Source organism: Saccharothrix syringae, assembly GCF_009498035.1.
Lineage (GTDB): Bacteria > Actinomycetota > Actinomycetes > Mycobacteriales > Pseudonocardiaceae > Actinosynnema > Actinosynnema syringae.
Genome location: NZ_CP034550.1, coordinates 4815539 through 4837976 on the forward strand (window position 1 = coordinate 4815539; position 22438 = coordinate 4837976).

The following is a 22438-nucleotide window of genomic DNA, read 5'->3' on the forward strand; positions in this document are numbered from 1 at the left end:
GCGGTTCATCAGAATGGCCCTACCGGTCCTCATTTCGAGGTGGATACCGTCTCGGCTCATTGTCTGGCCGACTTCTGATTGGCGGTGCACCGGTGACTGTGACCGATTCGCCCACCCCCGAGGTGGACACCGAGCAACCCCGCCTGAGCCTCGGCACCGCCGCCGCCAGGAACCTGGCGACGACGACCAAGACCGTGCCGCAGATGCAGAACATCACCTCGCGCTGGCTGCTCAAGGTGCTGCCCTGGGTGCAGGTGTCAGGCGGTGTCTACCGGGTCAACAGGCGGATGACCTACGCCCTGGGTGACGGGCGGTTGACGTTCTCCAACATCGGCGCCGAGGTCTCGGTCGTGCCGCGGGAGCTGACCGAGCTGCCGCTGCTGCACGGTTTCGAGGACGACGAGGTGTTGTCGAGCATGGCCGGCCGCTTCGAGCAGCGCGAGTTCGCGCCCGGCGACGTGCTGGTGGAGCGGGGGCAGCCGGAGGACCAGGTGGTCCTCATCGCCCACGGCAAGGTCGAGAAGGTCGGCGTCGGCGAGTACGGCGACCGGACCGTGGTCGGCGTACTCGCCGACGGCGACTACTTCGGCGACCGCGTGCTGGCCGGGCCGCGTGACGCGTGGGAGTACACCGTGCGGGCGATCACGCAGGTCACCGCCCTGGTGCTGCGGTGGCAGGACTTCGAGCAGCTCAACGGCGCGGCCGGCGGGCTGCGCGCCCACATCCAGCAGGCCCTCGGCGCCGAGGGCCGCAAGCAGAACGCCCAGGGCGAGGCGTTGATCGAGCTGGCCGCGGGCCACGAGGGCGAGCCCGACCTGCCCGCGACGTACGTGGAGTACGAGCTCTCGCCGCGGGAGTACGAGCTGAGCGTGGCGCAGACCATCCTGCGGGTCCACAGCCGCGTCGCGGACCTCTACAACCACCCGATGAACCAGACCGAGCAACAACTCCGGCTCACCATCGAGGCCCTGCGCGAGCGCCAGGAGTACGAGATGGTCAACAACCGGGGCTTCGGGCTGCTGCACAACACCGACCTCAAGCAGCGCGTCCGCACTCGCAACGGCGCGCCGACCCCGGACGACATGGACGAGCTGCTGTCGATCGTGTGGAAGCAGCCCACGGCGTTCCTGGCCCACCCCCGCGTCATCGCGGCGTTCGGGCGCGAGTGCAACAAGCGCGGCCTCTACCCGTCCACCGTGGACTTCAACGGGCACCACGTGCCGTCCTGGCGCGGTGTGCCGGTGCTGCCGTGCAACAAGATCGAGGTCACCGAACGGCGGACCAGCTCGGTCATCCTGCTGCGCGCGGGTGAGGAGAACCAGGGCGTGGTCGGCCTGCACGAGGTCGGGTTGCCCGAGGAGGTGCAGCCCGGGCTGTCGGTGCGGTTCATGGGCATCGACGACAAGGCGATCATCTCCTACCTGGTCAGCGCCTACTACTCCGCGGCGATCCTGGTGCCCGACGCGGCGGGCGTGCTGGAGAACGTGCAGCTCGGCACCGAGGACTGACCCGGGCCGGTGGAGGGGAGGCGACGTGACCTCGACGGAGCCGCGCGGCCAGGGCACCGCGGAGCCGCGGAACCCCGGCACCGGGCAGCCGCGCAGCCTGGGCACCGCGGCGGCGCGGAACCTGGCCACCACGACCAAGTCCCCGCCGCGGATGCGGGCCGTCACGCCGCGGTGGCTGCTGCGGGAGCTGCCGTGGGTGGCGACCGAGGCGGGCTCCTACCGGGTCAACCGGCGGCTCACCGTCGCGGTGGGCGGCGGTCGCGTGGCCTTCACCGGCGTGGGTGACGGCATCCGGCCGGTCCCGCAGGGCCTGCGCGGACTGCCGGTGCTGCGCGACTTCCCGGACGACGGGGTGCTCACCGCGCTGGCCGACCGGTTCGAACGGCGGGAGTACGCCCGGGGCGAGGTCGTCGCGGCGGCGGGCGACCCGGCCGGGGCGGTGTTCCTGATCGCGCACGGCAGGGTCGAACGCGCCACGCGCGGCGAGTTCGGCGAGCGGGCCGTGCTCGACACCCTGGCGGGCGGCGACCACTTCGGCGACCGGGTGCTCACCGGTGCCGAGGAGCACTGGGAGTTCACCGCCACCGCGGCGACCTCGGTGATCGCGTTCGTGCTGCCCGGGACCGCGGTGCGGCGGCTGGGCAGCCGGGCGGACGCCCTGCGCGCGCACGTCGAGGGGGTCGCGCGCGGGGCGTCCAGGCCGCGCAACAGCCGCGGTGAGGCGGATGTCGGGATCGCCTCGGGCCACGACGGCGAACCTGACCTGCCCGCGACGTTCGTGGACTACGAGCCGGCGCCGCGGGAGTACGAGCTGGAGGTCGCCCAGACCGTGCTGCGCGTCCACACCCGCGTCGCGGACCTCTACCGCGGCCCGATGGACCAGACCGGGCAGCAGTTGCGGCTGACCGTCGAGGCCCTGCGCGAGCGCCAGGAGCACGAGATGATCAACAACCGGCGCATCGGGCTGCTGCACAACGCCGACCTCGGGCAGCGCGTCCACACCCGCACGGGGCCGCCCACCCCCGACGACCTGGACGAGCTGCTGTCGCGGCGGCGCAGGACCGCGTTCATGCTGGCCCACCCGCGCGCGATCGCGGCGTTCCACCGCCAGTGCACCGCCCGCGGCGTCCGGCCGGGGGTCGCGGACGTGGCCGGCACGGCGGTCACGACGTGGCGCGACGTGCCGCTGCTGCCGTCGGACAAGATCCCGATCAGCGGGCGCGGCACCACGTCGGTGCTGGCCCTGCGCGTGGGCGAGGCCGACGGCGGGGTGGTCGGCCTGCACCAGCCCGGCATCCCCGACGAGGTGCGGCCGAGCCTGAACGCCCGGTTCATGGGCATCGACGAGAAGGCGATCACCTCGTACCTGGTCAGCGCCTACTACTCGGTGGCCGTGCTGGTGCCCGACGCGCTGGGCGTGCTGGAGGACGTGGCGGTCGACCGGTGCTGAGAACGTGCGAGGAGGGTGGCCATGACCGACCTGGACGTCACGCGGACGGCAGCGGAGGTGCTGGGCTGGAGCCGCGCCGCGGTCGACCCGCCGCTGCGCGCCGCGGTGGCCCGGCTGCCGGCCTCGGTGCGGGGAATCGCGGCCTACCACCTCGGGTGGTCCGACGAGCACGGCGGGCCCACCGGCGCCGACGCGGGCAAGGCCCTGCGCCCGGCGCTCGCGCTGCTCGCCGCCGGCGTGGTGGGCGGCACGGCCGAGCAGGCGCTGCCCGCGGCGGTGGCGGTGGAGCTGGTGCACAACTTCTCGCTGCTGCACGACGACGTGATGGACGGCGACACGACCCGGCGGCACCGGCCCACGGCGTGGAGCGTGTTCGGCGCGAACCCGGCGATCCTCGCCGGCGACTCGCTGCTGGTGCTGGCGCTCGACGTGCTCGCGGACAGCGGGCGCCCGGCCGCCGGCCTGCTGGCCGCCGCGGTCCAGCGGCTCATCGACGGCCAGAGCGCCGACCTGTCCTTCGAGCGGCGCGCCGACGTGCGGCCGGAGGAGTGCGTGCGGATGGCCGAGGACAAGACGGGAGCCCTGGTCGGCGCGTCCTGCGCGCTGGGCGCGCTGTTCGGCGGGGGCCGCGCCGACCAGGTGGACCGGCTGCGCCGCTTCGGGGAGGGGGTGGGGCTGGCCTTCCAGTTCGTGGACGACCTGCTCGGCATCTGGGGCGACCCCGAGGTGACCGGCAAGCCGGTGCACTCGGACCTGCGCAACCGCAAGAAGTCCCTCCCGGTGGTCGCCGCGCTGAACTCCGACGACGAGGCCGGCCGGGAGCTGCGGGCGCTCTACCACCGCGCCGGACCGCTGTCCGAGGCCGACCTGGCCCGCGCCGCCCACCTGGTCGAGTCCTGCGGCGCCCGCGCGTGGAGCCAGGCGCGGGCCGACGACCTGCTGGCGCGGGCCACGACCCACCTGCGGGCCGCGGGCCCCGGCGAGCGCGCGGCGCGCGAGCTGGACGCCCTCGCCCGGCTGGCCACCCGCCGGGACCACTGACCACCAGCCACGTCGAGCAGGGAGCGCGCATGTCCTTCCCCGTCAAGCAGATCGTGCACAACACCCGCGCGGTGGCCGAGCCGGAGGTGCGCGGCGCGGTGCTCGGGACCACCCGCGAGGACGTCCCGGGGGCGGTGAGCGGGAGATGACGCTCCTGGAGGCCGTCACCGGGCCGTCCGACGTGCGGTCGCTCCCCGCGTCGGCGCTGCCCGCGCTGGCCGGGGAGATCCGCCGGTTCCTGGTCGACCGGGTGACCCGCGCGGGCGGGCACCTGGGCCCCAACCTGGGCGTGGTGGAGCTGACCATCGCGATCCACCGGGTGTTCGACTCCCCGCACGACGTGGTGCTGTTCGACACCGGTCACCAGGCGTACGTGCACAAGGTCCTCACCGGCCGCGCCGGCGCCTTCGACACCCTGCGCCGCGCCGGCGGCCTGTCCGGCTACCCCTCCGCCGCCGAGTCCCCCCACGACGTGATCGAGAACTCCCACGCCTCCACCGCCCTGTCCTACGCCGACGGGTTCGCCAGGGGGCTGCGGCTGCGCGGCTCCCGCCGGCGGGTGGTCGTGGTCGTCGGGGACGGCGCGCTCACCGGCGGCATGGCCTGGGAGGCGCTGAACAACCTGGCCGGCGCGCGGCACCCCGTGGTGGTCGCGCTCAACGACAACGGCCGCTCCTACGCGCCCACGGTCGGCGGCCTGGCCGCGCACCTGGCGGAGCTGCGCGCCGGGCGCCGCCCCGCGCTGTTCGAGGCCCTGGGCCTGGCCTACCTCGGGCCGGTCGACGGGCACGACGTCGCCGAGGTGGAGCACGCCCTGGCGCGGGCCGCCGAACTCGGCCGGCCGGTGGTCGTGCACTGCGTGACCCGCAAGGGCGAGGGGCACCCGCCCGCCGAGCGGGACCGGGCCGACCACCTGCACAGCGTCTCCCCGGCCGGTGCCCGCGGCGCGCCCACGTGGACCGACGTGTTCGGCGCGGAGATCGCCGCCCTGGGCGCGGCGCGACCCGACCTGGTGTGCCTGACCGCCGCCATGCGGGGCCCGACCGGGCTGGACACCTTCGCCGCCCGCTTCCCCGACCGCCTGTTCGACGTGGGCATCGCCGAGCAGCACGCGGTCACGTCGGCCGCGGGCCTGGCGCTGGCGGGGCTGCACCCGGTGGTCGCGGTGTACGCCACGTTCCTCTCCCGCGCCCTCGACCAGGTCCTGCTCGACGTGGCGCTGCGCCGGCTGCCCGTGACGTTCGTGCTCGACCGCGCCGGCGTCACCGGACCCGACGGACCCAGCCACCACGGCATGTGGGACGCCTCCCTGCTGCCCGTCGTGCCCGGCCTGCGGCTGGCCGCGCCCCGGGACTGCGCCTCGCTGCGGGAGCTGCTGCGCGAAGCCGTCGACGTGGCCGACGGACCCACCGCCGTCCGCTACCCCAAGGCCGAGGCGGGCGACGACATCCCCGCGCTCCGCCGCGTCGGCCGCCACGACGTGCTGCGCGCCGAACCCGACGCCGCCGGGCTGATCATCGCGGTCGGCCCGATGGCAGGCCCCTGCCTGGACGCCGCCGACGAGCTGGCGGGCCACGGCGTGCCGGTCACCGTCGTGGACCCGCGCTGGACCGCGCCCCTGGACCCGGAACTGGTCAAGCTCGCCGCCGGCCACCGGCTGGTCCTCGCCGTCGAGGACACCACCGCGCCCGGCGCGCTGGGCGGGCGCCTGGCGCAGGCGCTGGCCACCGAGGGATCACCCGCCCGCGTCGGCACCTTCGCCCTGCCGCCCCGCTTCCTGCCGCACGGCACCCGGGCGGACATCCTGCGCGCGCACGGCCTGGACGCGGCCGGCATCGCCACCGCCGTCCTCAAGCGCACCGGGAGGCGCAGTTGACCACCCTCGGGCTCCCCGCGCCCGCGCGACGGCGCAGGCCGTCGCGCCGGCTGTCCGTCGGCGGTGTCGCGGTCGGCGGCGACGCGCCGGTGACCGTGCAGTCGATGACCACCACGCCCACCGCCGACGTGGACGCCACGCTCCGGCAGATCGCGGAGCTGACCGCGGCCGGCTGCGACATCGTCCGCGTCGCCGTGCCCTCGCAGGACGACGCCGACGCCCTGCCCGCCATCGCCCGCAAGTCGCCCATCCCGGTGATCGCGGACATCCACTTCCAGCCCCGCTACGTCTTCGCCGCCATCGACGCCGGCTGCGGTGCCGTGCGGGTCAACCCCGGCAACATCCGCAAGTTCGACGACCGGGTCGGCGAGATCGCCCGTGCCGCCGCCGGCGCGGGCACCCCGATCCGCATCGGCGTCAACGCGGGCTCGCTGGACCAGCGCCTGTACCGCAAGCACGGCGGGGCCACCCCGGGAGCCCTGGTCGAATCGGCGCTGTGGGAGTGCTCGCTGTTCGAGGAGCACGGCTTCACCGACATCAAGATCTCGGTCAAGCACCACGACCCCCTGACGATGATCTCGGCCTACCGGCAGCTCGCCCGCGCCTGCGACTACCCGCTGCACCTCGGCGTCACCGAAGCCGGACCGCTGGTGCAGGGCACGGTCAAGTCCTCGGTCGCCTTCGGCGTCCTGCTCTCCGAGGGCATCGGCGACACCATCCGCGTCTCCCTGTCCGCGCCGCCGGTGGAGGAGGTCAAGGTCGGCGCGCAGATCCTGGCCTCCCTCGGGCTGCGGCCGCGCAAGCTGGAGATCGTGTCCTGCCCGTCGTGCGGCCGGGCCCAGGTGGACGTCTACCGGCTCACCGAGCAGGTCGCCGCCGCCTTCGAGGGCTTCCCCACCCCGTTGCGGGTGGCCGTGATGGGGTGCGTGGTCAACGGCCCCGGCGAGGCCCGCGAAGCCGACCTCGGCGTCTCGTCCGGCAACGGCAAGGGCCAGATCTTCGTTCGCGGGCAGGTCGTGCGCACCGTGCCCGAGTCCGGGATCGTCGAGGCGCTCCTGGAGGAAGCGGCGGCGCTGCAACCCGAAGGGGGGTGAACGCCCTGAACGGTTCGTCGCGCGTGCTCAGTAGGTGCCGCGGATCTCGTGGAGCTGGTCCAGGTACGCCTTGGCATCGGCTTCGCCGGAGAACCGGTTGGCCAGTACGGCGGCCAGGTCTTGGGAGACCATCGCCAAGGATGGCAGCGACTTCCGTCCTCCGGCCAGGGCCCTGCGGCCGAACGTCACCGCTCCCTCGAGATCGCCTGATCGTGCCGCTGCGACGCCGAGGGTGATTCGGGCTTCGGCGATGCGCATGGGTGCGCGTTCGAACCCGTTGAAGTCGGTCGCGCCGCGGATGACCTCGTCGGCGAGGGTGCTCGCAAGCCGGTCGTTGCCGACGTGGCGGTAGCAGTCCATGGCGTAGAAATCGAACTTGAGGGGGTCGACCACGAAGTGGTTGTCGATGTTGTCAGGGTAGGGCATGGAGTCCAGCAGTACCCGTCCGCGTTCGAGCGCGTCCTCCATCTCGGTCTGCTGGCCCATCCGCGCCCACGCCTTGGCCTCCTGGGCGACGAGCTGCACGCCCACCGAGTGACTGCCTGATGCGCTCTGGCCGGCCTGGGCCGCTGCGATCACGCCTCGGTAGTCGCCTGCGGTGAGGGCGAACCAGGCCTTCATCTCGTGCGCCCAGCCCAGGATGCCGGCGCTGCCGACCTCCTGGCCGAGGCTGAGCGCGGACTGGCGGGTGGCTTCGGCGGATCGGCGGTCGCCCATGTCGTATTCGAGGCAGCCGACCAGCAGTGCGAGCCAACCCGCCAGTTCCAAGGTGTCGCGGCGCTGGGCGAAGCTGAGTCGCTGTTCCTGCATCTCTACGATCCGTCGCAGCCAGCGGCGTCCTTCCACCACCAGTTCCTCGGGGCGGCTGTGGGCGTACTCCGAGCACAGTCGGTCGACCGTGATGCGCAGGGCCTGCAGGGTGGCCTCGTTGACGGAGGAGGCTTGTAGCCGCGACATGATCTCCATGGTGTCCATGCCGGTGGCGTTCACGATCTCCAGTCCCGACTCCTTGCGGTCGTCGGGCGGGAAGAGTGCGGTGGTGACGGTGTGGAGGGTAGCGGCGATGAGCGGGGCGTAATGCGGACTCGGCTTGTTCTCGCCGAGTTCCCACGCCTTCCACCGGCGGAGCAGGTGGTCCGGTTCGGGGAGCGCTTCCTCCGCGTGGCGGCGCATCTGCTCCGCCGCCTCGGACTGCGACCAGCTGCGGGCTTCGCGAAGGGCTCGAATGCGTCGTGCCCAGTCAGGGACGTCACCGCTCATCGTCGCCCTACCTCCTCGCGTTGCGCCTCCGCCGAGTGTCCCACCGGGCGCGAGGTGACGTCAGGTGCTGCGTTGGTGACCCGCCCTCGTCACCGTGTCACTGCTGCTGGCACCGATCCGACACTGTGCTGGAAGACGTCGACGCTCGACACTTGAGTTGTGATTGGTTTCCTCATTGAGTGTTGATTGCGTTTGTCGAAGGAGATTGTCCGTGTCGGCTGCAGGGGTGTGGCGCATGCCTGTGCGACGGCGAACCGTGGAAGTGTCAAGCCGCTCCGCCGCGCGATTGAGTTTGATCGCCGGGTGTAACGGTGCGGCAGTTTCACCGAAGAATTCTTCGGATGCGTCGGGCGCCTCTCTACAGTTTGATGCCCGCCCATCGGGCGAATCCGGAAAGCGAATCCGATCGACGGCGGTCGTGAGCGGCCAGGGTCAGCAGGGTTTCGCGGACCTGGGGGTTGTACCGGGTTTGCTGCGGCGTGGTCTTGCGGGCCTTGTGCAGGACTGCCAGGGCGCGGTCGCGGTCGCCGTGGAGTTGGTACGCCCTCGCCAGGTCGATCCAGTGGTGCCCGACGCGTTCGCGGGGCGTGGTGGCGCTGAACCGCAGGCCCTGCGCGCGTTTCACCGCCTCGGTGCCGTCCTGGCGCTCGACCGCCAGGCCGACGGCCCAGATGTCCACCGAGTCCCTGTCGAACGCCAACCGGTAGTGGTCGCTGCCCGGGGTGACTCGCTTGGCCATGCCGCGGGCTTCGGCCAGGTGGGCGTCGGAGGTGGAGGCGTCGCCTGCGCGGGCTGCGGCGAGTCCGGACTTCAGGTGCAGTACGCCGTGCATCGCCAGGGCCGCCTCGTCGTTCGAGCGGAGGTGGTCCTCGATGCGGCTGCGTGCGCCGTTCAGGAAGTCCAGGGCGGTGAGCCACTGGGCGGTGGCGATGAGTTCGCCGGCGACGTAGAAGTCGGCTGCCGCGGCGGCCAGTGGATCCTGCGACTGGTACGACGCCCACTCGATGCGGTCCGTGATCAGCGACGAGAGGTCGGCGTAGCCGAGCTTCCAGGCGACCTGACCTGCCGCTGCGTACGTTTCGGCCAACAACGCGAACAGTTGTTCGCGGTCGTGTCCTTTGGCCTCCGTGATGGCGGTCCGGATCTCTGCCAGCAGGGCCGGGAGTTCGGCGCCCAAGGCGTCCAGGGTCGCGGAGTGGCGCAACTTCGATGCTTTGGCCACTGCTCTCGCGAGCTGCGGAAGCGGGCGTGGGTGGACTCCGGCCTCCGCTGGTATGCGGTATGCGGCGACCTCACGTCGGAGGGCGGGCACCACGGCGTGGACGCGGTGCCCTTCGCCGTCCTCGGCCCGGCGCGGCTGGCCCAGCAGGTAGGTGCTGTCGGCCTTCAACGCGCGGGACACCGCGGCGACGAAGGCGGGGGAGGCCGGTACGCGGCCTTGCTCGACCGCCTTCACGAGGCTCAAGCTCACGTGCGCGCTTGTCGCCAGGCGGCGTTGGGTGATTCCGGCGAGCAACCTCGCCCGCTTGACGCGTGCGCCGATGCTGTCGTTCTGCTCTTCAGCTGGCATGAGGACCTGCCTCGCACTCGGGACGACCGAGACCAACGGTACAACGGATCCGGGCAGGAGGTGTTTGTCCCCGCCATTAGCCCTTCAGGCCCTTTTTCTGACTTACCGTCACGTGAAGCTGCGTGACGTAGCCGCTGATCTTGAGTGCATTCGGTGGTCGTGGGAGGTCACCCGTGAGGAAGCGTCATTCGAACGGACGGGTTCTGCGAGGCGGCCGGCCGTGACGCCGCGGATTGAGCAATCGGCTGATTGCGCCCCGATGTTCGAGAACCCTGCTGCGTTCCGTCACGCCAACCTGTTCTACGCCGAGCGAGGGCACTACGGGCTGGCCCGCTGGATGGGCATCCACGAGTTGGCGGTGTGGCGGGCCAGGGCGGACAACGAGCCAGTGCTGCAGGAGCGGACGCTCGTCGGCTACCGGGACGCATTGGGCTCGCTGGCGCGGATCGACCGGGCGACGGGCTGTCTGCACGAGGTGGCCGACTGCCTGGACGAACTGCTGGAGCTGCTGATCCGGCACGGGCGGGCGGTGGACGCGCGCTCGGCGTGGACGCTGCGTGAGCTGGGGGCGGTGATGCTGGAAGCGGGTCGTCCCGAGGCCGCGCTGGATCACCTGGTGCGTGCCGACGCCTGCTACGGGCAGTTGGGCAAAGCGATCCCGGACGTGCGGCAGCACGCTGTGTGCCTGGTTCTGCTGGGACTGGCGTACCGGAGCCTGGGGCGACGTGCCCAGGCGGACAAGAGCTTCAACCGCGCCCTGGCCGCCTTGCTCCCGATCGTCCCCGAGAGCGCGGCGGCTGTGCGCGGGCTCGTCGACGTCATCCCTGTGCCGGGCGAACTACCTGCGGTGGACGGGCTGGCCTTGGCCGAGTTCGGGTTACCCGCGTGGCCGTTGCCCGATCTGGTCCCCGCCGGAACCGTCTGATCACCTTGTCGCCGCATGTGCGGCATCCGAGTACATCAGGAATGCCGATGGACACCGAGAAGAGCGCCGAGCACGCTGCCGGGAATAGCTGGGCGCGGTTGACCACCGCCCGCAGCAGGGAGCTGGGCGAGGAGCTGCGCCGGATCCGCCGCCAAGCCGGGCTGGCCCTGCCGAGGGTCGCCAAGGGGTTGGGTTGGTCGGCGGGGAAGCTGAGCAAGTTGGAACTGGGCAGCCGGGGCACCAGCCTGTGGGAGATCGGCATTCTGATCGGCCGCTATGGCGTGGACAAGGCCACCCGGGACCGCGTGCTGGCGTTGGCCGACCAGCGGGCGGACATCCACAACTTCCTGCGGCTGCACACCCCCTGCCCGGACGCCCTGACCGTGCTGACCCTCCACGAGGCCAACGCGGCCACCGTCACCGCCTACGAGCCCTTCACCGTTCCGGCACTGGGTCAGACCGAGGACTACGCCCGCGCCCTGATCGACGACCAGGATCAGGTCGGTGCCCGGATGAAGCGGCAGCGGGTGCTGCACGCGGTCAACGGCCCGCGGGTGCTGCTCTACGTGCACGAGGCCGCACTGCACATGGGGCTGGACGACCCGGTGGTCATGCGCGACCAGGCGCTGCACCTGACGCTGATGTGCGGCTGGCCCGGCGTCACCGTGCGCCTGGTGCCCATGACTACGGGGACGCGAACCAGGCTGCGGCACCCGGCGACCCTGATGACCTTCCCCGACCCGATCCGACCGGTCGCCTGCGCCGAGACCGACACCGCCACCGTCTTCCACGACGACCCAAAGGTGGTGGCCGAGTACCACCTCAAGATGTGGCGGTTGGGCGTGTTGGCGCTCGGTCCGGATGAGTCGCACGAGCGGTTGGCCCGTTGGGCCGACCGCTACGACCGGGGGAGCCACTGATGTCGATACGCCCGTTCCGCTGGCTGCCCCACGACGGCCAACGCCACGCCGTGAAAGAGGACGCGGTCGCCTTCGAGGACACCGCCACCCTGTGCGGCGAGGAACTGACCATCCCCGCCGCACACCCCACCAAAACGCAGTGGTGCTGGCCCACCTGCACCACCTGCGACACCGTGTGGCGACAGCACGAAGGCATCCCGCTGTTCCCACGTCCGCGTACTTCCCATGCGAGCACGCGAGGTGGGGGCAGGGCCGTGGCTCACGCCTGAACCGCCGATTGCCGTTGACGCGGGGTCGGGAGCGCAGGACTCCCGACCCCGCTCGCTCCAGGAATGGGACCACGATGTCCGGCACTGTCAAACTGCGGGTCAGGGTCTTCACCATGGCCGCCACGAACGCGAACTTCCGGTCGGATTACGCGCTGGCCAGAGCGATGGGGCTCAACCGCTCCACCGTCACGCGCGTCGTGGCGGGCGTGCTCCAGCCCGGTCCGGCGTTCATCGCCGGAGCGCTGACCGTGCTCGCCCCGCTCCGCTTCGAGGACCTGTTCGAAGTGGTCCTCGACAACCCGACGGAGGCGGAGTTGGACAGGCTTCGCGTTCAGGCGGGCGGTTGAGTCAGGGAGCAGATCAGGCTGCCGTCGGACGCGGTCAACAGCCTTGGCGGGATCGGGACGTAGTAAGCGTTGCTGACGTGCATGTTCGGGTAGAAGCGCACGGAGCCCCAGGGATCGACGCACTGGTGACGGCTGCCGTCTGCGGTGTCGACGCGGATGAGGATGAACGAGTCGGCGCAGTGGATGTACAGCGCGGTGGCACCGCCGTGGTGGTCGGGGTTGACGTGCCGGAAGCCGCAGCCCTCGCTCCTCGGCAGGTCCTGTGCCGTGGCTGGCGAGGTGCTGAGCATGGCGGCGAGTGCTGCTACGGCGGCAGCTGCGAGGCGGGCTCGGGTGGTGCGTCGACGTGTCGTGGTGGTCATGATCGCTCCTCGGTTCGAGTGGAGTGGCGATCACGAGCATCCGGCGAATTCGAGCGCGTCGGAAGATTTTCGGGTTTTCGAATAGGAAAGAATAGGAATACGGCCTGTTTTTATCTGTCCGGTTCGCCGAGGTAGACGGTTCCGCCTGTCGACATGACCTGTTGTTGGAGCGTGCGGTTGTCCTCCAGCATCCTTCGCAGGGCGATCGGGTCGTCCGGTGGTGCGGCGCGCAGGATGGAGAACAGGAAAGCTGTCGGTGTGGCGGGAAGCCGGACTTGCGGTGTGCTGATCCGTGCGCGTGGCACCGGGTAGATGATGACGACGCCGCTCTCACCGATGTCTTGAGGGCCGAGCGCGGACAAGATCTCGGCCAGGGTCTGCTCGGCGGCGTGGTCTGGGAGAAACAGGTTGAGCCACGGGTGGGGGTGCTGCCACGGGCCGAGGGTGCGCAGCAGGGCCACGTCGTCGGCCAGGCGGTTCTGGAACCCGTGGTAGGTGAGGTCGTTGGCCTCCAGGGCGTCACGGTTGTCCGCGAGGCCCGTGAGCAGGCGGTTCTCCGCTGGGGCGTCGGGTTGGGTGAAGTACGCGACGCCGTCGATGCAGTAGGTCCAGGTCCCGTTGGCCTGCGGTTTGGCCTGCCCTTCCAGGTGGTGAAAGCGTCCTTCGGTCATCAGGGTTCGCTGGTCGGCGAGGAAGGTGGCGAGGTGGTCGTAGCGCAGGCGGAACCAGCGGGCGTGGGAGTGGGCGGGGATCAGGCGCAGCGTCGCCCGCACGATCACGCCATGGCGGCCCTTGCCGCCGCGGAGGGCGTTGAACAGGTCGGGGTTCAGGGTTGGTGAGCAGGTGACGCGGGTGCCGTCGGGGGTGACGGCGTCGAGTTCCAGGACGTTGTCGGTCTGGAGGCCGTGCTGGTGGGTGGCGCCGCTGATGCCGCCGACCGAGAGGGTGCCGCCGACCGACAGGTCCAGGTAGTCGGTCAGGACCGGGGGAGCGGCGCCGAGGGGCAGGGTGGCGTCGAGGATCTGGCTCCATCGTGCGCCAGCGTCGACCACGACGCGGTCGTCGGTGATGTCGTGGATGGTGTTCAGGCCGCGCATGTCCAGCGCGATCCCGTTGGGCGCTTGGGCTTGGCCTGCGGTGGAGTGGCGCTCTGCTTGGGGGACCATGAGGAGGTCGTGCTTGGTGGCGAAGCGCAGGATGGCGCTGATGTCGTCGGCCGAGGTGGGGCGGGCGACGGCGAGCGGGCGGGCGGGGGTCGTGGTTCGGCCGAAGTCGTCGGCGGCCTCGGTGAGCGCGGCGTCGTCGGTGGTCAGGAGGTCGTGCTGGTTGAGGGCTGGGTGCCAGGGGGTGGGGTCGGGCACGGGCACCCTCCTCAGGTGCGGCATTCCTGCCGCGGGGCCGGAACGGTCTCGGTGACCAGCAGGGCCAGTTGGGCGCGGATGCCGGTGGCTCGCGCGTCGCCCAGCGCCTCGAACAGTTGTACCGCGTTCTCCCACGCTTGACGTGCTTCGTCGTGTTCGTCGAGTTCGTGGTGGACGTCGCCCAGCTTGTGCTGGAACGCCGCCTGTCCCCAGAGGTCGGCTACCGAGACGCTGGCGGCCAGTGCCTGTTCGAGGTAGGCGAGGGTGTTGTGGAGGTCGCCCAGGTCGTGGTGGACGTCGGCGATCTTGTTGAGCGCGCAGCTCTCGGCTTGGTGGTCACCGAGTTCGCGCAGGGTGGCGGCGGTCTGTTCCAGGCTGTCGAGTGCGGCGTCGTACTTGCCCAGGGCGCGGTGGGCGTCGGCGAGGTAGGAGGTCGCGATTGCCCACGGCCACCGTCCGCCCAGCTGTGAGGAGGTGGTTTGGGCGAGTTCGTAGTGCTCGGCGGCGAGGTGGTGCTCGTTGCCGGCTTGGTGCACGCGGCCGATGCCGATGTAGGCCCACATCTGGCCGCTGTGGTCGTCGAGTTGGTGGCAGAGTTTCAGTGTTTCGGTGAAGCACTGCATCGCCTCGTCGAACCGGTGTTGGTCGAGGTGACCGTTGCCGAGGTTGGTCAGGATCCATGCCTGGGCGGCGAGGTCTTGCTGTCGTCGGGCTTGGGCCAGGCTCGCGTTCAACGGTGTGAGCCAGGTGCTCCACGGGTTGCGTCGGTAGAGGTAGGTCGACAGCCTCGCACCACCGCACGGCGTCGTTGGACGTGGCGAAGGTCGGTGAGCCGGTTGTGGTGAACTGGGGGAACGGCCGGTTGGGCGACATGGTTCGGTTCGCTGACGTCGCCGCCTGGAGGTACCACCGGAGGATGCGGTGCCTGGCTGCGGTGATGTCCTCGGCTGGTTCTCCGGAGAGTGCCTGCTCGGTGGCGTAGTCCCGCAGCAGGTCGTGGAAGCGGAAGCGGCGGTGGCCGGTTTCCTGGAGGAGGTGCCCATTGGTGAGGGTGTCGAGCAGGTGAGTGGTCTCGGCGGGTGGGTAGCCGGTGAGCACTGATGCCGAGTCGACGCCGAAGTCGCGGCCTGGGTGCAGGCTCAGGAGGCGGAACAGGCGGGTGGCCTTGGGGGCGAGGGCGTGGAAGGACCAGGAGAACACGGCGCGCACGGCGACGTCGCTGGGGGAGAGGACGTTGAGGCGCTGGTTGACGTCCGACAGATCCTCGGCGAGACCTTCGAGGGTCAGGTGTCGGCTGGCCGCGATGCGTTCGGCTGCGACCCGCACCGCCAGGGGGAGGCCCCCGCAGAGTTCGACGATGCGGTGGGCGGCTGTGGGGTCGGTGTCGATGCGTGTGGTGCCGACGACTTGCCGCAGCAGTGCGAGGGCGTCGGGGTTGTCGAACGGGTCGATGGTCAGGCAGCGGGCGCCGTGGCGTACGGCCAGGGCGGACAGGCGTTGTCTGCTGGTGACCAGGACCAGGCAGCCGGAGGTGGCTGGGATGAACGGGGTGACTTGTTCCGCGCGGGCTGCGTTGTCCAGGACGAGCAGGGTGCGTGAACCGTCCAGCCTTGTGCGTAGGAGGGCCGAGCGGCGTTCCGCGGTGGCGGGCATGGTGTCGGGTGGGACGCCGAGGGCTTTGAGGATGTCCTCCAGCACTTCGGCGGTGTCGACAGGGGCGGCTTCGGGGGAGTAGCCGTGCAGGTCGACGAAGAAGACGCCGTCGGGGAAGAGCGCTTTGACCTGGTGTGCCCAGGCGACTGCCAGGGAGGTCTTGCCCACGCCGGCTTGGCCGTCCAGGGCGATGACGCCGGCGGAGTCGGTGTCCTGGTGTTGCCAGAGGTGTTCGTCCAGCGCCTTCAGGACGTCGGTGCGGCCGACGAGGCGTGGTGAGGGTGGGAGTTGTGCTGGTCGGGTGCCTCTGGTGTGGGTGGTTCGGGTGGAGGTGCGCAGGAACAGGGTGAGGAGGGCGCCGCCGGTCGCCAATGCCGTGTCGCAGGCCTTGGCGAAGTCCTCGGTGGGCAGTTTGGTGCCGTGTTCGACGTTGCTGATGTGGCCTGAGCTGAAGTGGATCGGTTCGGCCAGGCGTCGGATGGTCATCGTTCCGCGAAGCCTGCGCAGCTCCTCGCCGAAGGACTGCGTCGGGCCGGGCGCCTCCGTGGTGTTCGTTGTTCCGCTCATTCGACGCACCCTCCCCCTGCTGCGCTCCTGGGGAGCACATCACCGTTGGCGACTGTTGTGGTGTCGTTGTCGGTGATCAAGAGGAGTTCAGGATATGCGGGTGGGGCGGGGGCCGGTGGGCTAACCGGCCTCAAGACACCACCATCGAGTGAACGGCGGGCTGTCTGAGGTGTGGTTCATGCGGTCACGCCGCCTGTCGACATCTCTGGTGTCGGCAGGTCCAACGCCACTGGACGCCCCGCTACGTGGGAGGGGCAGCGGAGGTAAGACCAAATCTCATTTGGGGTTGTTGTGGGTCAGCAGGTCCAGCTTGACGGCTCGGCGGTAGCAGATCACCGCGCGGGCAAGTTGGGCGAACGCCATGAAGTGGGCGGCCTTGCGCTCGTAGCGGCGGGCCAGGCGTCGGAACCGGGAAACCCACTCCAGGGTCCGTTCGATGACGTACCGGTGGCGGCCCAGCCGCTTGGCGGACTCGATGCCGCGGCGGGCGATCCGGGCGGTGACGCCCCTCCTGCGTAACCCGTTCCGGCAGGTCGGACAGTCGTAGCCCTTGTCCGCGTGCAGCGTGCGCGGCCGACGACGAGGACGTCCGACGGGCCCCTTGATCGGGGTCACGGCGTCCACCACGGCCTCGAACAACAGGTGGTCGTTGCGGTCGGCCGACGAGACAACCACGGTCGGCGGCAGGCCGCCGCGGTCGCCCATCGCGTGGATCTTCGAGCCTGGTTTGCCCCGGGCGACCGGGCTCGGGCCGGTCAGGCCCCCCCTTTGACCGCACGGACGTGCATGCTGTCCACCGACGCCCGCGAGCAGTCGATCGCCCCGGCGACACCGAGCAGGTCCGGCGTCGCCCGGTGCGGCCGGGCGAACACGTCCGCCTCGACCCACTCGGTGAACCGGCGATGCGCGGTGGGGGAACCGATCCCGAACGAGGCGGGCAACGCCGACCAGGCACACCCGGTCCGCAGCACGTAGCAGGATGGCCGCCAACACGGTCCGGTCGTCCGGCCGACGCCGGCCGCCGCCCTGGTGGCGTTGCGGCGCGTCGGGCAACAGCGGCTTCGCCAACAGCCACAACGGCTCCGGGCACCACTTCTCCACGTCGTTCATCGATGATCGAGACATCGGCCGCCCGACCGCACCCCAAATGAGATGTGGTCTAAGGGGCGACCTCGTCCGCTCAGTACGGACCACCCCCGCGTGTGCGGGGAAGACGTGGAGCGAGCTGATGGCCGAGGTGGGCGATTACCGGGCCGCGGTGGAGGGCTACGAGCACGCCGTCGAACTGCTGGACACCCTTGCCTGGCGTGACCTGAGTCGCCATGACCAGGAACTGCTGCTGACCAGGTTCGGTGGCGTCGCGAGCGAGGCGGCTGCCGCGGCGATCTCCGCCGGCCTGCCGGAGCGCGCGGTCGAACTGCTGGAGCAGGGGCGTTCCGTGTTGTGGAACCAGGTGGTCGGCGTCCGCCGGGACCGGGCCGAGATCCTACCCGAGACCATCTCCCGGTTGGAGCGGCTGAGGACCGCGCTGGACGGTTCGACGGGTGATGCGGACCGGCGTACCGCGTTGGTCACCGAGTGGGACCGCCTGGTCGCGTCCGTGCGGGAGGACGGATTCCCGGACTGCCTGCACGCACCGTCGTTCGACCGGCTCCGGGCGGTCGGCGACCACGGGCCCGTCATGGTGGTCAACGCAGCGTCGAGCCCGTGCGACGCCCTGGTCATCGCCGATGGCCGCGTCGAGGTCGTAGAGCTGGATCGGTGCTCTCAAGCGCATATCAGCTCCCGTCTATCAGCGATGATGACCTGCAAGTGCCACAGGGTCACCGTGTGGGCGTGTAGTGCCAGAGCGTGTCGGCCTTGCCGTCGGCGATCCACAGGGAGCCGTCCTGGGCGGAGGCGAGGCCGATGAGCTGCTCGGCGCCGTCGATTGGGTGCAGCGTCATCTGACCGGAGGTGGTGAGGCGGCCGATGCTGCCTTGGTCGGTGGTGAACCATAGCGCCCCGTCAAGACCGAAAGTGATGTCGAACGGTCGGGTGCCTGGTGGGATGGGGAAGTCGCTGATGGTCCCGTCGACGGTGATGCGGCCGATAGCCCGGTCCGTGGTGAACCATAGGGCGTCGTCGGGACCGGCGGTGATGCGGCTGGGGCCGGTCATGGCGTCGGAGAGTGCCCAGCGGCGGTACTCGCCGCCCGTGGTCATCCGGCCGATGCCCCGCGGGCCTTCGGGGAAGAAGGACGTCTCGATGAACCAGAGGGCGCCGTCAGGGCCGGTGGTAATGCCGGGCATCGTCGGGGAGGACCCGGTGGTCTGAATCGGGTGGTGGGTGATTGATCCCGTCGGCGTGATCCGGCTGATCGTCGGTGGTTCCTTCTCGTTGGTGTACCAGAGAGCTCCGTCCGGCCCGGAGGCCATGGCCTTGGGCAACCCAATGCGACGGTCCTCCCAACCCTCCAGCTGTTGATCGGCGGTGATCCGGCCGATCACCTGGAACCCGACGAACCAGATCAGGCCGTCGGGACCGTGCACGACGTCGGCCGGGCTATTTGAACTACCAGGGATGCGCACATGGCTGACCGAGCCGTCGGTGCCGATGCGCGCGATAGCCTCGCCGGAGCTCTCGCTGCACCACACGGTGCCGTCGGGTGCGACGGTCGGGAACCGCGGGAACGTCCCCTCGGGTAGCCGTATCGCGATGACCTTCACCTCCTCGGCTGCGGGTCCAACGGTTGGCAGAGCGGAACCCGTGCACGCGGTCAGCAGCGCACCGGCTGCCAGCAACATCGGCATCAACATCGTCCGGAACATGGTCGCCTCCTGGTGAGCCCGTTCAGGCACTGACGTCGTGCCGAGGACTGCTGCCGTTACCCGCGTAACGCGTTGTGCCTCGCCGACGACCTCCCCGGTACTACTTCAGCGAGAACGGATGCCGGTGGAGAGCAGCGAGCCGCAGGGATACGACGCGTTCATCTCCTACAACCACGGGGCTGACGACGGGACGGCAGCGCGCCTGCAACGCCTGATTCGCCGAGTTGGGCGACCGTGGTACGAGCGTAGTGTGCTTCGGATCTATCGAGACGAGACCAATTCGCTTATGTCGGAAAGCCTGTGGGGATCGATCGAGCAGGAACTGCGACGATCCCGCCACTTCATCCTGCTGGCCTCACCTGGAGCAGCGAAGTCGTTTTGGGTGCGGCGGGAGGTCCGGTTCTGGCGGGAGAACCGGGATCGCTCGACCTTCTTCATCATGCGCGTCGATGGGACGATCTCCTGGCAGGGTAAGGACTTCGACCTAGGAGCGGACAGCAACGCCGTGCCGCCTGACCTGGCTGGCTGGTTTACCTCGGAGCCGCACTGGAAAGATGTCGCCGTCACGGCGAACGGTAGGCGCGCCCGGCGAGAGCGGGCTGCGCGGGTGCGCGACGCCGCCCTGACGATTGCGGCGAGTCTCTACCGCGTAGATAAGGATGAGCTGCACGACGAGGACGAACGACAGCGGCGCCGGGCGCGCCGCAGAACTGTCACAGCGGTGGCCCTGTTCTCCGCTCTTGTCCTGACCTTGGGGATCAGCGCCATCGTGCAAGGGAACAAGGCCGATTCTGAGGCGCGGATCGCCTTGGCGCGCAAGCTCGCTGCCGCGTCCGACAGCCAACTGGCCGCGAACCTGGATGTAGCTAACCTGTTGGCGGTCAAGGCTTTTCGCGCCGATCCCAGTCCGCAGACCAGGGGCGCGCTGTTCCGTGCCGTCACCGCGAGCGGGTCGCTGGTACGCATGCTGCCGTTCGACGCGGATGTCGTCCAACTCACCGCCAGTGCAGACGGAGGCACGGTCGTCGTCGGTCTGCGCGGCGGGGCGGTGCTGCGGTGGCGCCTCGCCGACAGCGTTCCCGAGCTGCTTCTCACATTGGACGACGAACCGCGCAGCCTGTCGGTGAGCGCCGACGGCGGTACCGTGATCGCAACCGATGGCGACACCTCCCATCTGATGCGACCGGGCCGACCGGTGGAGTCGATCCCGGTACGCCCAGGGTGGGAAGTCCGCGCGGTCGCCGTGTCGCTGTCGGGCCGCACGGCGGTGATGTCGACAGGGGAGAAGGTGTACGCGGGACGGGCGATGACCAACGTCCTCGCGCTCGACGGCGACGTGCTGCGCAGCGTGGACCACGATCAGGGCGGCGAACGCCCGCTTGCAGTCGACCTGATCACGACCTCCGATGAGGAGACGTTCCTCATCGACAGCGCGTATGGCCAGTGGGAACGCAGGCGACTCGCGGATTGGTCGATGCTATCGGGTTCTTCCGCAGGTTTTGGCACCGCGAACTATGGCGTTACCGCGTCGGCGGACGGCCGCGCTTTCAGCTACAGCAACGGCGCCGACACGTTCCGTGTGTGGAGCACCGATCGGCCGACCGAATTCGATGCTCCCGACCTTACCGCGAATGCGCCGATCAAAACCCCGGAGGCGATCGAGCTCAGCGCAAACGCCTCTTACATCGCAGTCGCCGAGGACAACACCATTTACGTCGCACCTGTGCGGCAAGCTGGCACTCCATCGGCGGAACCCATCCGGCTGACCGGAACGGGCACGATCACGCGGCAGGGCCTGCGGTTCCTCGGCACGGATGGCACGAAACTCGTTTCCGCGTCGGGCAACCGGGTGGCGGTGTGGGATCTGGCGCAGACCGATCGAATCAGCCACACCTTCCCGATCGAGGTATCCGCCGGGTGCAACGCATGTGGCCCGCCGGACGTCGCGGTGTCGCCCGACGGCTCGCGCCTAGTGGTCATCGACGGCTCCGGGTGGGGCGGCGTGGCCGGTCCGACAGCACAGCCGCAGGACATCCGCACCCTGCCCAATCTCGGCCTGCCCGGCCGGTACGGCCCGGCGGTGTGGGAACGGGATGGCAGCCTCGCCACAGTGCTCGTGCAGCCACCGCTGGGAGGAACGGAGGTATCAGTACCCGATGGGTGGCCGGTCTCCGTTCGCGGTGTACCGGCAGGGCAGCGCGGCGAGGGTGTGTTGTCGGCGGCACTGACTGCCGACACTCGTCAGGTGGTGGTCGTCGAGGACGACGGCGGGATCGAACTGATCGACCTCTCGACCGCCGCCACCCGCAGGGTGTTACCTGATCCGGACGCGCCGCCCGCCCCCAGGGCCCCTCGAGTCCAAGCGGCGGCGATCAGTTCGACTGCTGATCTGGTCGCGGTAGCCGACGAGGACTCTGTGATGATCCGCGCGGCGCACACCGGAGTCACCGTCGGCGAGATCGCGTTGCGCGACGTGAGGTACCTAGTGTTCGTGCCTGGTCGTCTGCTGGTGCAGCGGAAGTCCGGGGACCTGGAAATCTGGGACGAGCGGGGCGGGGAGCGCCGCGGGACCGTCGCGGGTGACCGCGGCTTCGTGTACCGGCCCGCCTCCAACGGTTCGCTGGTGGCCCGCACACGTGACGATGGGACCATCGTCGTGGCGGACCTGGACACCGGAGCCGTCCTCGGCCCGCTCCCTGCAACCTTGTCTGGAGGTCGGGTGGGTGTCGCGTTCTCCGGTGACGGCATCCGGCTCGTCACGGTGACCGAGGGAGCTGGCACCGGCCTCGGGAGGGCGGTGCACCGCGACATCTCCGACGAGACGATGGTGCGTACCGCCTGTGCGACGGCGGGCCGGGACCTGCGTGCCGATGAGTGGAACATGCTGGTCGGCGAACCAGTGCCGGAAGACTTGATGTGTCGATGACTAAATTAGGGCTTACTGACCTTCAATTCGTGGTGTCGGTCGAGGTCAGGTGGGGTGGAATTGGAGACCGGTGCCGGTGAGGCAGCCGTTGATGATGTCGCTGCGGTACTGGATCTTGCGTAGGCCCTGTCGGACCGTCCGAACGAGATGGTCGAGGGTGGTGAAGGCGACGTTGGACAACCAGCGACGCCGCAGCACCGACCAGATGCCCTCGACCGGGTTGAGGTCGGGCGCGTAGGCCGGAAGCCGGTCAACCAGTCCGTGCCGTCGATGAAGGCGAGCATCTCGTCGGAGCGGTGGGTGGGCAGGTTGTCCCACACGAGCACGATCGGCCCGCCGAGTTGGCGGTGGGCGGCTACGAGCAGGTCGCGGTAGTCGGTCCAGGCGAAGCTGCGGCGCCCTCCGCGTCCGGTGTCCAGCCGGGGCCGGTGGATCAGCCGCGAGCGCTCGCCAGGCTTGTAGCAGGCCAGGGCCGCGACCGACAGTCGGCGGCGCAGCC

The 22438-nt window shown here is 70.2% G+C and carries 18 protein-coding genes and 2 pseudogenes; 11 read left to right on the forward strand and 9 right to left on the reverse strand.

Going from position 1 to position 22438, the window contains the following annotated elements; translation table 11 throughout:
* Window positions 1-92: 92 nt before the first annotated feature.
* From EKG83_RS20925 to ispG, 5 genes are all read left to right on the forward strand, one after another.
* Complete coding sequence (locus EKG83_RS20925; protein ID WP_033431770.1) at window positions 93-1508, forward strand: family 2B encapsulin nanocompartment shell protein; 1416 nt, start codon at window positions 93-95, stop codon at window positions 1506-1508.
* 25 nt (window positions 1509-1533) lie between these two features.
* Complete coding sequence (locus EKG83_RS20930) at window positions 1534-2958, forward strand: family 2B encapsulin nanocompartment shell protein (RefSeq protein ID WP_033431771.1); 1425 nt, start codon at window positions 1534-1536, stop codon at window positions 2956-2958.
* Between the two features lie 21 nt (window positions 2959-2979).
* Window positions 2980-3999: a family 2 encapsulin nanocompartment cargo protein polyprenyl transferase gene (locus EKG83_RS20935; RefSeq protein WP_033431772.1), complete on the forward strand. Its 1020-nt coding sequence runs from the start codon at window positions 2980-2982 to the stop codon at window positions 3997-3999.
* A 145-nt stretch (window positions 4000-4144) separates the two neighbouring features.
* A complete protein-coding gene (locus EKG83_RS20940; protein WP_033431773.1) occupies window positions 4145-5875 on the forward strand; it encodes a 1-deoxy-D-xylulose-5-phosphate synthase in 1731 nt (576 codons plus the stop codon).
* Entirely contained in the window at window positions 5872-6969 is a 1098-nt protein-coding gene (ispG, locus tag EKG83_RS20945; RefSeq protein ID WP_033431774.1) for a flavodoxin-dependent (E)-4-hydroxy-3-methylbut-2-enyl-diphosphate synthase, read from the forward strand. Before EKG83_RS20940 ends, ispG begins: the two co-directional genes overlap by 4 nt.
* A 27-nt stretch (window positions 6970-6996) precedes the next feature.
* On the opposite strand, the gene EKG83_RS20950 is transcribed toward ispG, so the two are convergent.
* The gene (locus EKG83_RS20950; RefSeq protein WP_228122733.1) at window positions 6997-8229 is read right to left on the reverse strand and encodes a helix-turn-helix domain-containing protein; all 1233 of its coding nucleotides are present in this window, start codon (window positions 8227-8229) and stop codon (window positions 6997-6999) included.
* A gap of 358 nt (window positions 8230-8587) precedes the next feature.
* On the reverse strand, window positions 8588-9799 hold the full coding sequence (locus tag EKG83_RS20955; protein ID WP_051766091.1) for a helix-turn-helix domain-containing protein: 1212 nt from the start codon (window positions 9797-9799) through the stop codon (window positions 8588-8590).
* A gap of 112 nt (window positions 9800-9911) precedes the next feature.
* Between EKG83_RS20955 and EKG83_RS20960 the strand changes: the two genes are divergently transcribed.
* From EKG83_RS20960 to EKG83_RS20975, 4 genes are all read left to right on the forward strand, one after another.
* On the forward strand, window positions 9912-10724 hold the full coding sequence (locus tag EKG83_RS20960) for a tetratricopeptide repeat protein (RefSeq protein WP_194283044.1): 813 nt from the start codon (window positions 9912-9914) through the stop codon (window positions 10722-10724).
* Window positions 10725-10771: 47 nt separating this feature from the next.
* Window positions 10772-11644: a helix-turn-helix domain-containing protein gene (locus EKG83_RS20965; RefSeq protein ID WP_194283045.1), complete on the forward strand. Its 873-nt coding sequence runs from the start codon at window positions 10772-10774 to the stop codon at window positions 11642-11644.
* Window positions 11644-11913 (forward strand): zinc finger protein, encoded by a 270-nt coding sequence (locus tag EKG83_RS20970; protein WP_153278255.1) that lies wholly within the window; start codon window positions 11644-11646, stop codon window positions 11911-11913. Before EKG83_RS20965 ends, EKG83_RS20970 begins: the two co-directional genes overlap by 1 nt.
* A gap of 113 nt (window positions 11914-12026) precedes the next feature.
* A complete protein-coding gene (locus tag EKG83_RS20975; protein ID WP_322746679.1) occupies window positions 12027-12260 on the forward strand; it encodes a transcriptional regulator in 234 nt (77 codons plus the stop codon).
* Here the strand turns inward: EKG83_RS20975 and EKG83_RS20980 are convergent.
* The 5 genes and pseudogenes from EKG83_RS20980 to EKG83_RS21000 all read right to left on the reverse strand — a co-directional run bounded on the left by EKG83_RS20980 (window position 12245) and on the right by EKG83_RS21000 (window position 17313).
* Window positions 12245-12622, reverse strand: coding sequence for a DUF6355 family natural product biosynthesis protein (locus tag EKG83_RS20980; protein WP_153278256.1), 378 nt, complete (start codon window positions 12620-12622; stop codon window positions 12245-12247). The two genes, EKG83_RS20975 and EKG83_RS20980, sit on opposite strands and share 16 nt — an antisense overlap.
* Window positions 12623-12732: 110 nt before the next feature.
* Window positions 12733-13983 (reverse strand): FAD-binding protein, encoded by a 1251-nt coding sequence (locus EKG83_RS20985; protein ID WP_228122734.1) that lies wholly within the window; start codon window positions 13981-13983, stop codon window positions 12733-12735.
* An 11-nt stretch (window positions 13984-13994) separates the two neighbouring features.
* Window positions 13995-14717, reverse strand: coding sequence for a tetratricopeptide repeat protein (locus EKG83_RS20990; RefSeq protein ID WP_033429712.1), 723 nt, complete (start codon window positions 14715-14717; stop codon window positions 13995-13997).
* 619 nt (window positions 14718-15336) lie between these two features.
* Window positions 15337-16203 (reverse strand): annotated as a pseudogene (locus tag EKG83_RS49670) (helix-turn-helix domain-containing protein); the annotation flags it as partial.
* Between the two features lie 276 nt (window positions 16204-16479).
* A pseudogene (locus EKG83_RS21000) lies at window positions 16480-17313 on the reverse strand (IS5 family transposase).
* Between the two features lie 118 nt (window positions 17314-17431).
* Between EKG83_RS21000 and EKG83_RS21005 the strand changes: the two are divergent.
* The gene (locus EKG83_RS21005; protein WP_153278257.1) at window positions 17432-18115 is read left to right on the forward strand and encodes a hypothetical protein; all 684 of its coding nucleotides are present in this window, start codon (window positions 17432-17434) and stop codon (window positions 18113-18115) included.
* Here the strand turns inward: EKG83_RS21005 and EKG83_RS21010 are convergent.
* On the reverse strand, window positions 18027-19013 hold the full coding sequence (locus tag EKG83_RS21010) for a Vgb family protein (protein ID WP_051765240.1): 987 nt from the start codon (window positions 19011-19013) through the stop codon (window positions 18027-18029). The genes EKG83_RS21005 and EKG83_RS21010 overlap by 89 nt on opposite strands.
* A gap of 118 nt (window positions 19014-19131) precedes the next feature.
* Here EKG83_RS21010 and EKG83_RS21015 point away from each other — a divergent pair, with 118 nt between their 5' ends.
* Window positions 19132-21939 (forward strand): TIR domain-containing protein, encoded by a 2808-nt coding sequence (locus tag EKG83_RS21015; RefSeq protein ID WP_033429708.1) that lies wholly within the window; start codon window positions 19132-19134, stop codon window positions 21937-21939.
* A 45-nt stretch (window positions 21940-21984) separates the two neighbouring features.
* On the opposite strand, the gene EKG83_RS47985 is transcribed toward EKG83_RS21015, so the two are convergent.
* Window positions 21985-22257: a transposase gene (locus tag EKG83_RS47985; RefSeq protein WP_228122735.1), complete on the reverse strand. Its 273-nt coding sequence runs from the start codon at window positions 22255-22257 to the stop codon at window positions 21985-21987.
* Window positions 22258-22438 lie beyond the last annotated feature (181 nt).

Bases quoted from the DNA above. Each gene is read 5' to 3' on its own strand.
- EKG83_RS20935 (WP_033431772.1), top strand. From the start codon at position 2,980: ATGACCGACCTGGACGTCACGCGGACGGCAGCGGAGGTGCTGGGCTGG.
- EKG83_RS20940 (WP_033431773.1), top strand. From the start codon at position 4,145: ATGACGCTCCTGGAGGCCGTCACCGGGCCGTCCGACGTGCGGTCGCTC.
- EKG83_RS20950 (WP_228122733.1), bottom strand. From the start codon at position 8,229: ATGAGCGGTGACGTCCCTGACTGGGCACGACGCATTCGAGCCCTTCGC.
- EKG83_RS20955 (WP_051766091.1), bottom strand. From the start codon at position 9,799: ATGCCAGCTGAAGAGCAGAACGACAGCATCGGCGCACGCGTCAAGCGG.
- EKG83_RS20965 (WP_194283045.1), top strand. From the start codon at position 10,772: ATGGACACCGAGAAGAGCGCCGAGCACGCTGCCGGGAATAGCTGGGCG.
- EKG83_RS20970 (WP_153278255.1), top strand. From the start codon at position 11,644: ATGTCGATACGCCCGTTCCGCTGGCTGCCCCACGACGGCCAACGCCAC.
- EKG83_RS20975 (WP_322746679.1), top strand. From the start codon at position 12,027: ATGGCCGCCACGAACGCGAACTTCCGGTCGGATTACGCGCTGGCCAGA.
- EKG83_RS20980 (WP_153278256.1), bottom strand. From the start codon at position 12,622: ATGACCACCACGACACGTCGACGCACCACCCGAGCCCGCCTCGCAGCT.
- EKG83_RS21005 (WP_153278257.1), top strand. From the start codon at position 17,432: ATGGCCGAGGTGGGCGATTACCGGGCCGCGGTGGAGGGCTACGAGCAC.
- EKG83_RS21010 (WP_051765240.1), bottom strand. From the start codon at position 19,013: ATGTTCCGGACGATGTTGATGCCGATGTTGCTGGCAGCCGGTGCGCTG.
- EKG83_RS21015 (WP_033429708.1), top strand. From the start codon at position 19,132: ATGCCGGTGGAGAGCAGCGAGCCGCAGGGATACGACGCGTTCATCTCC.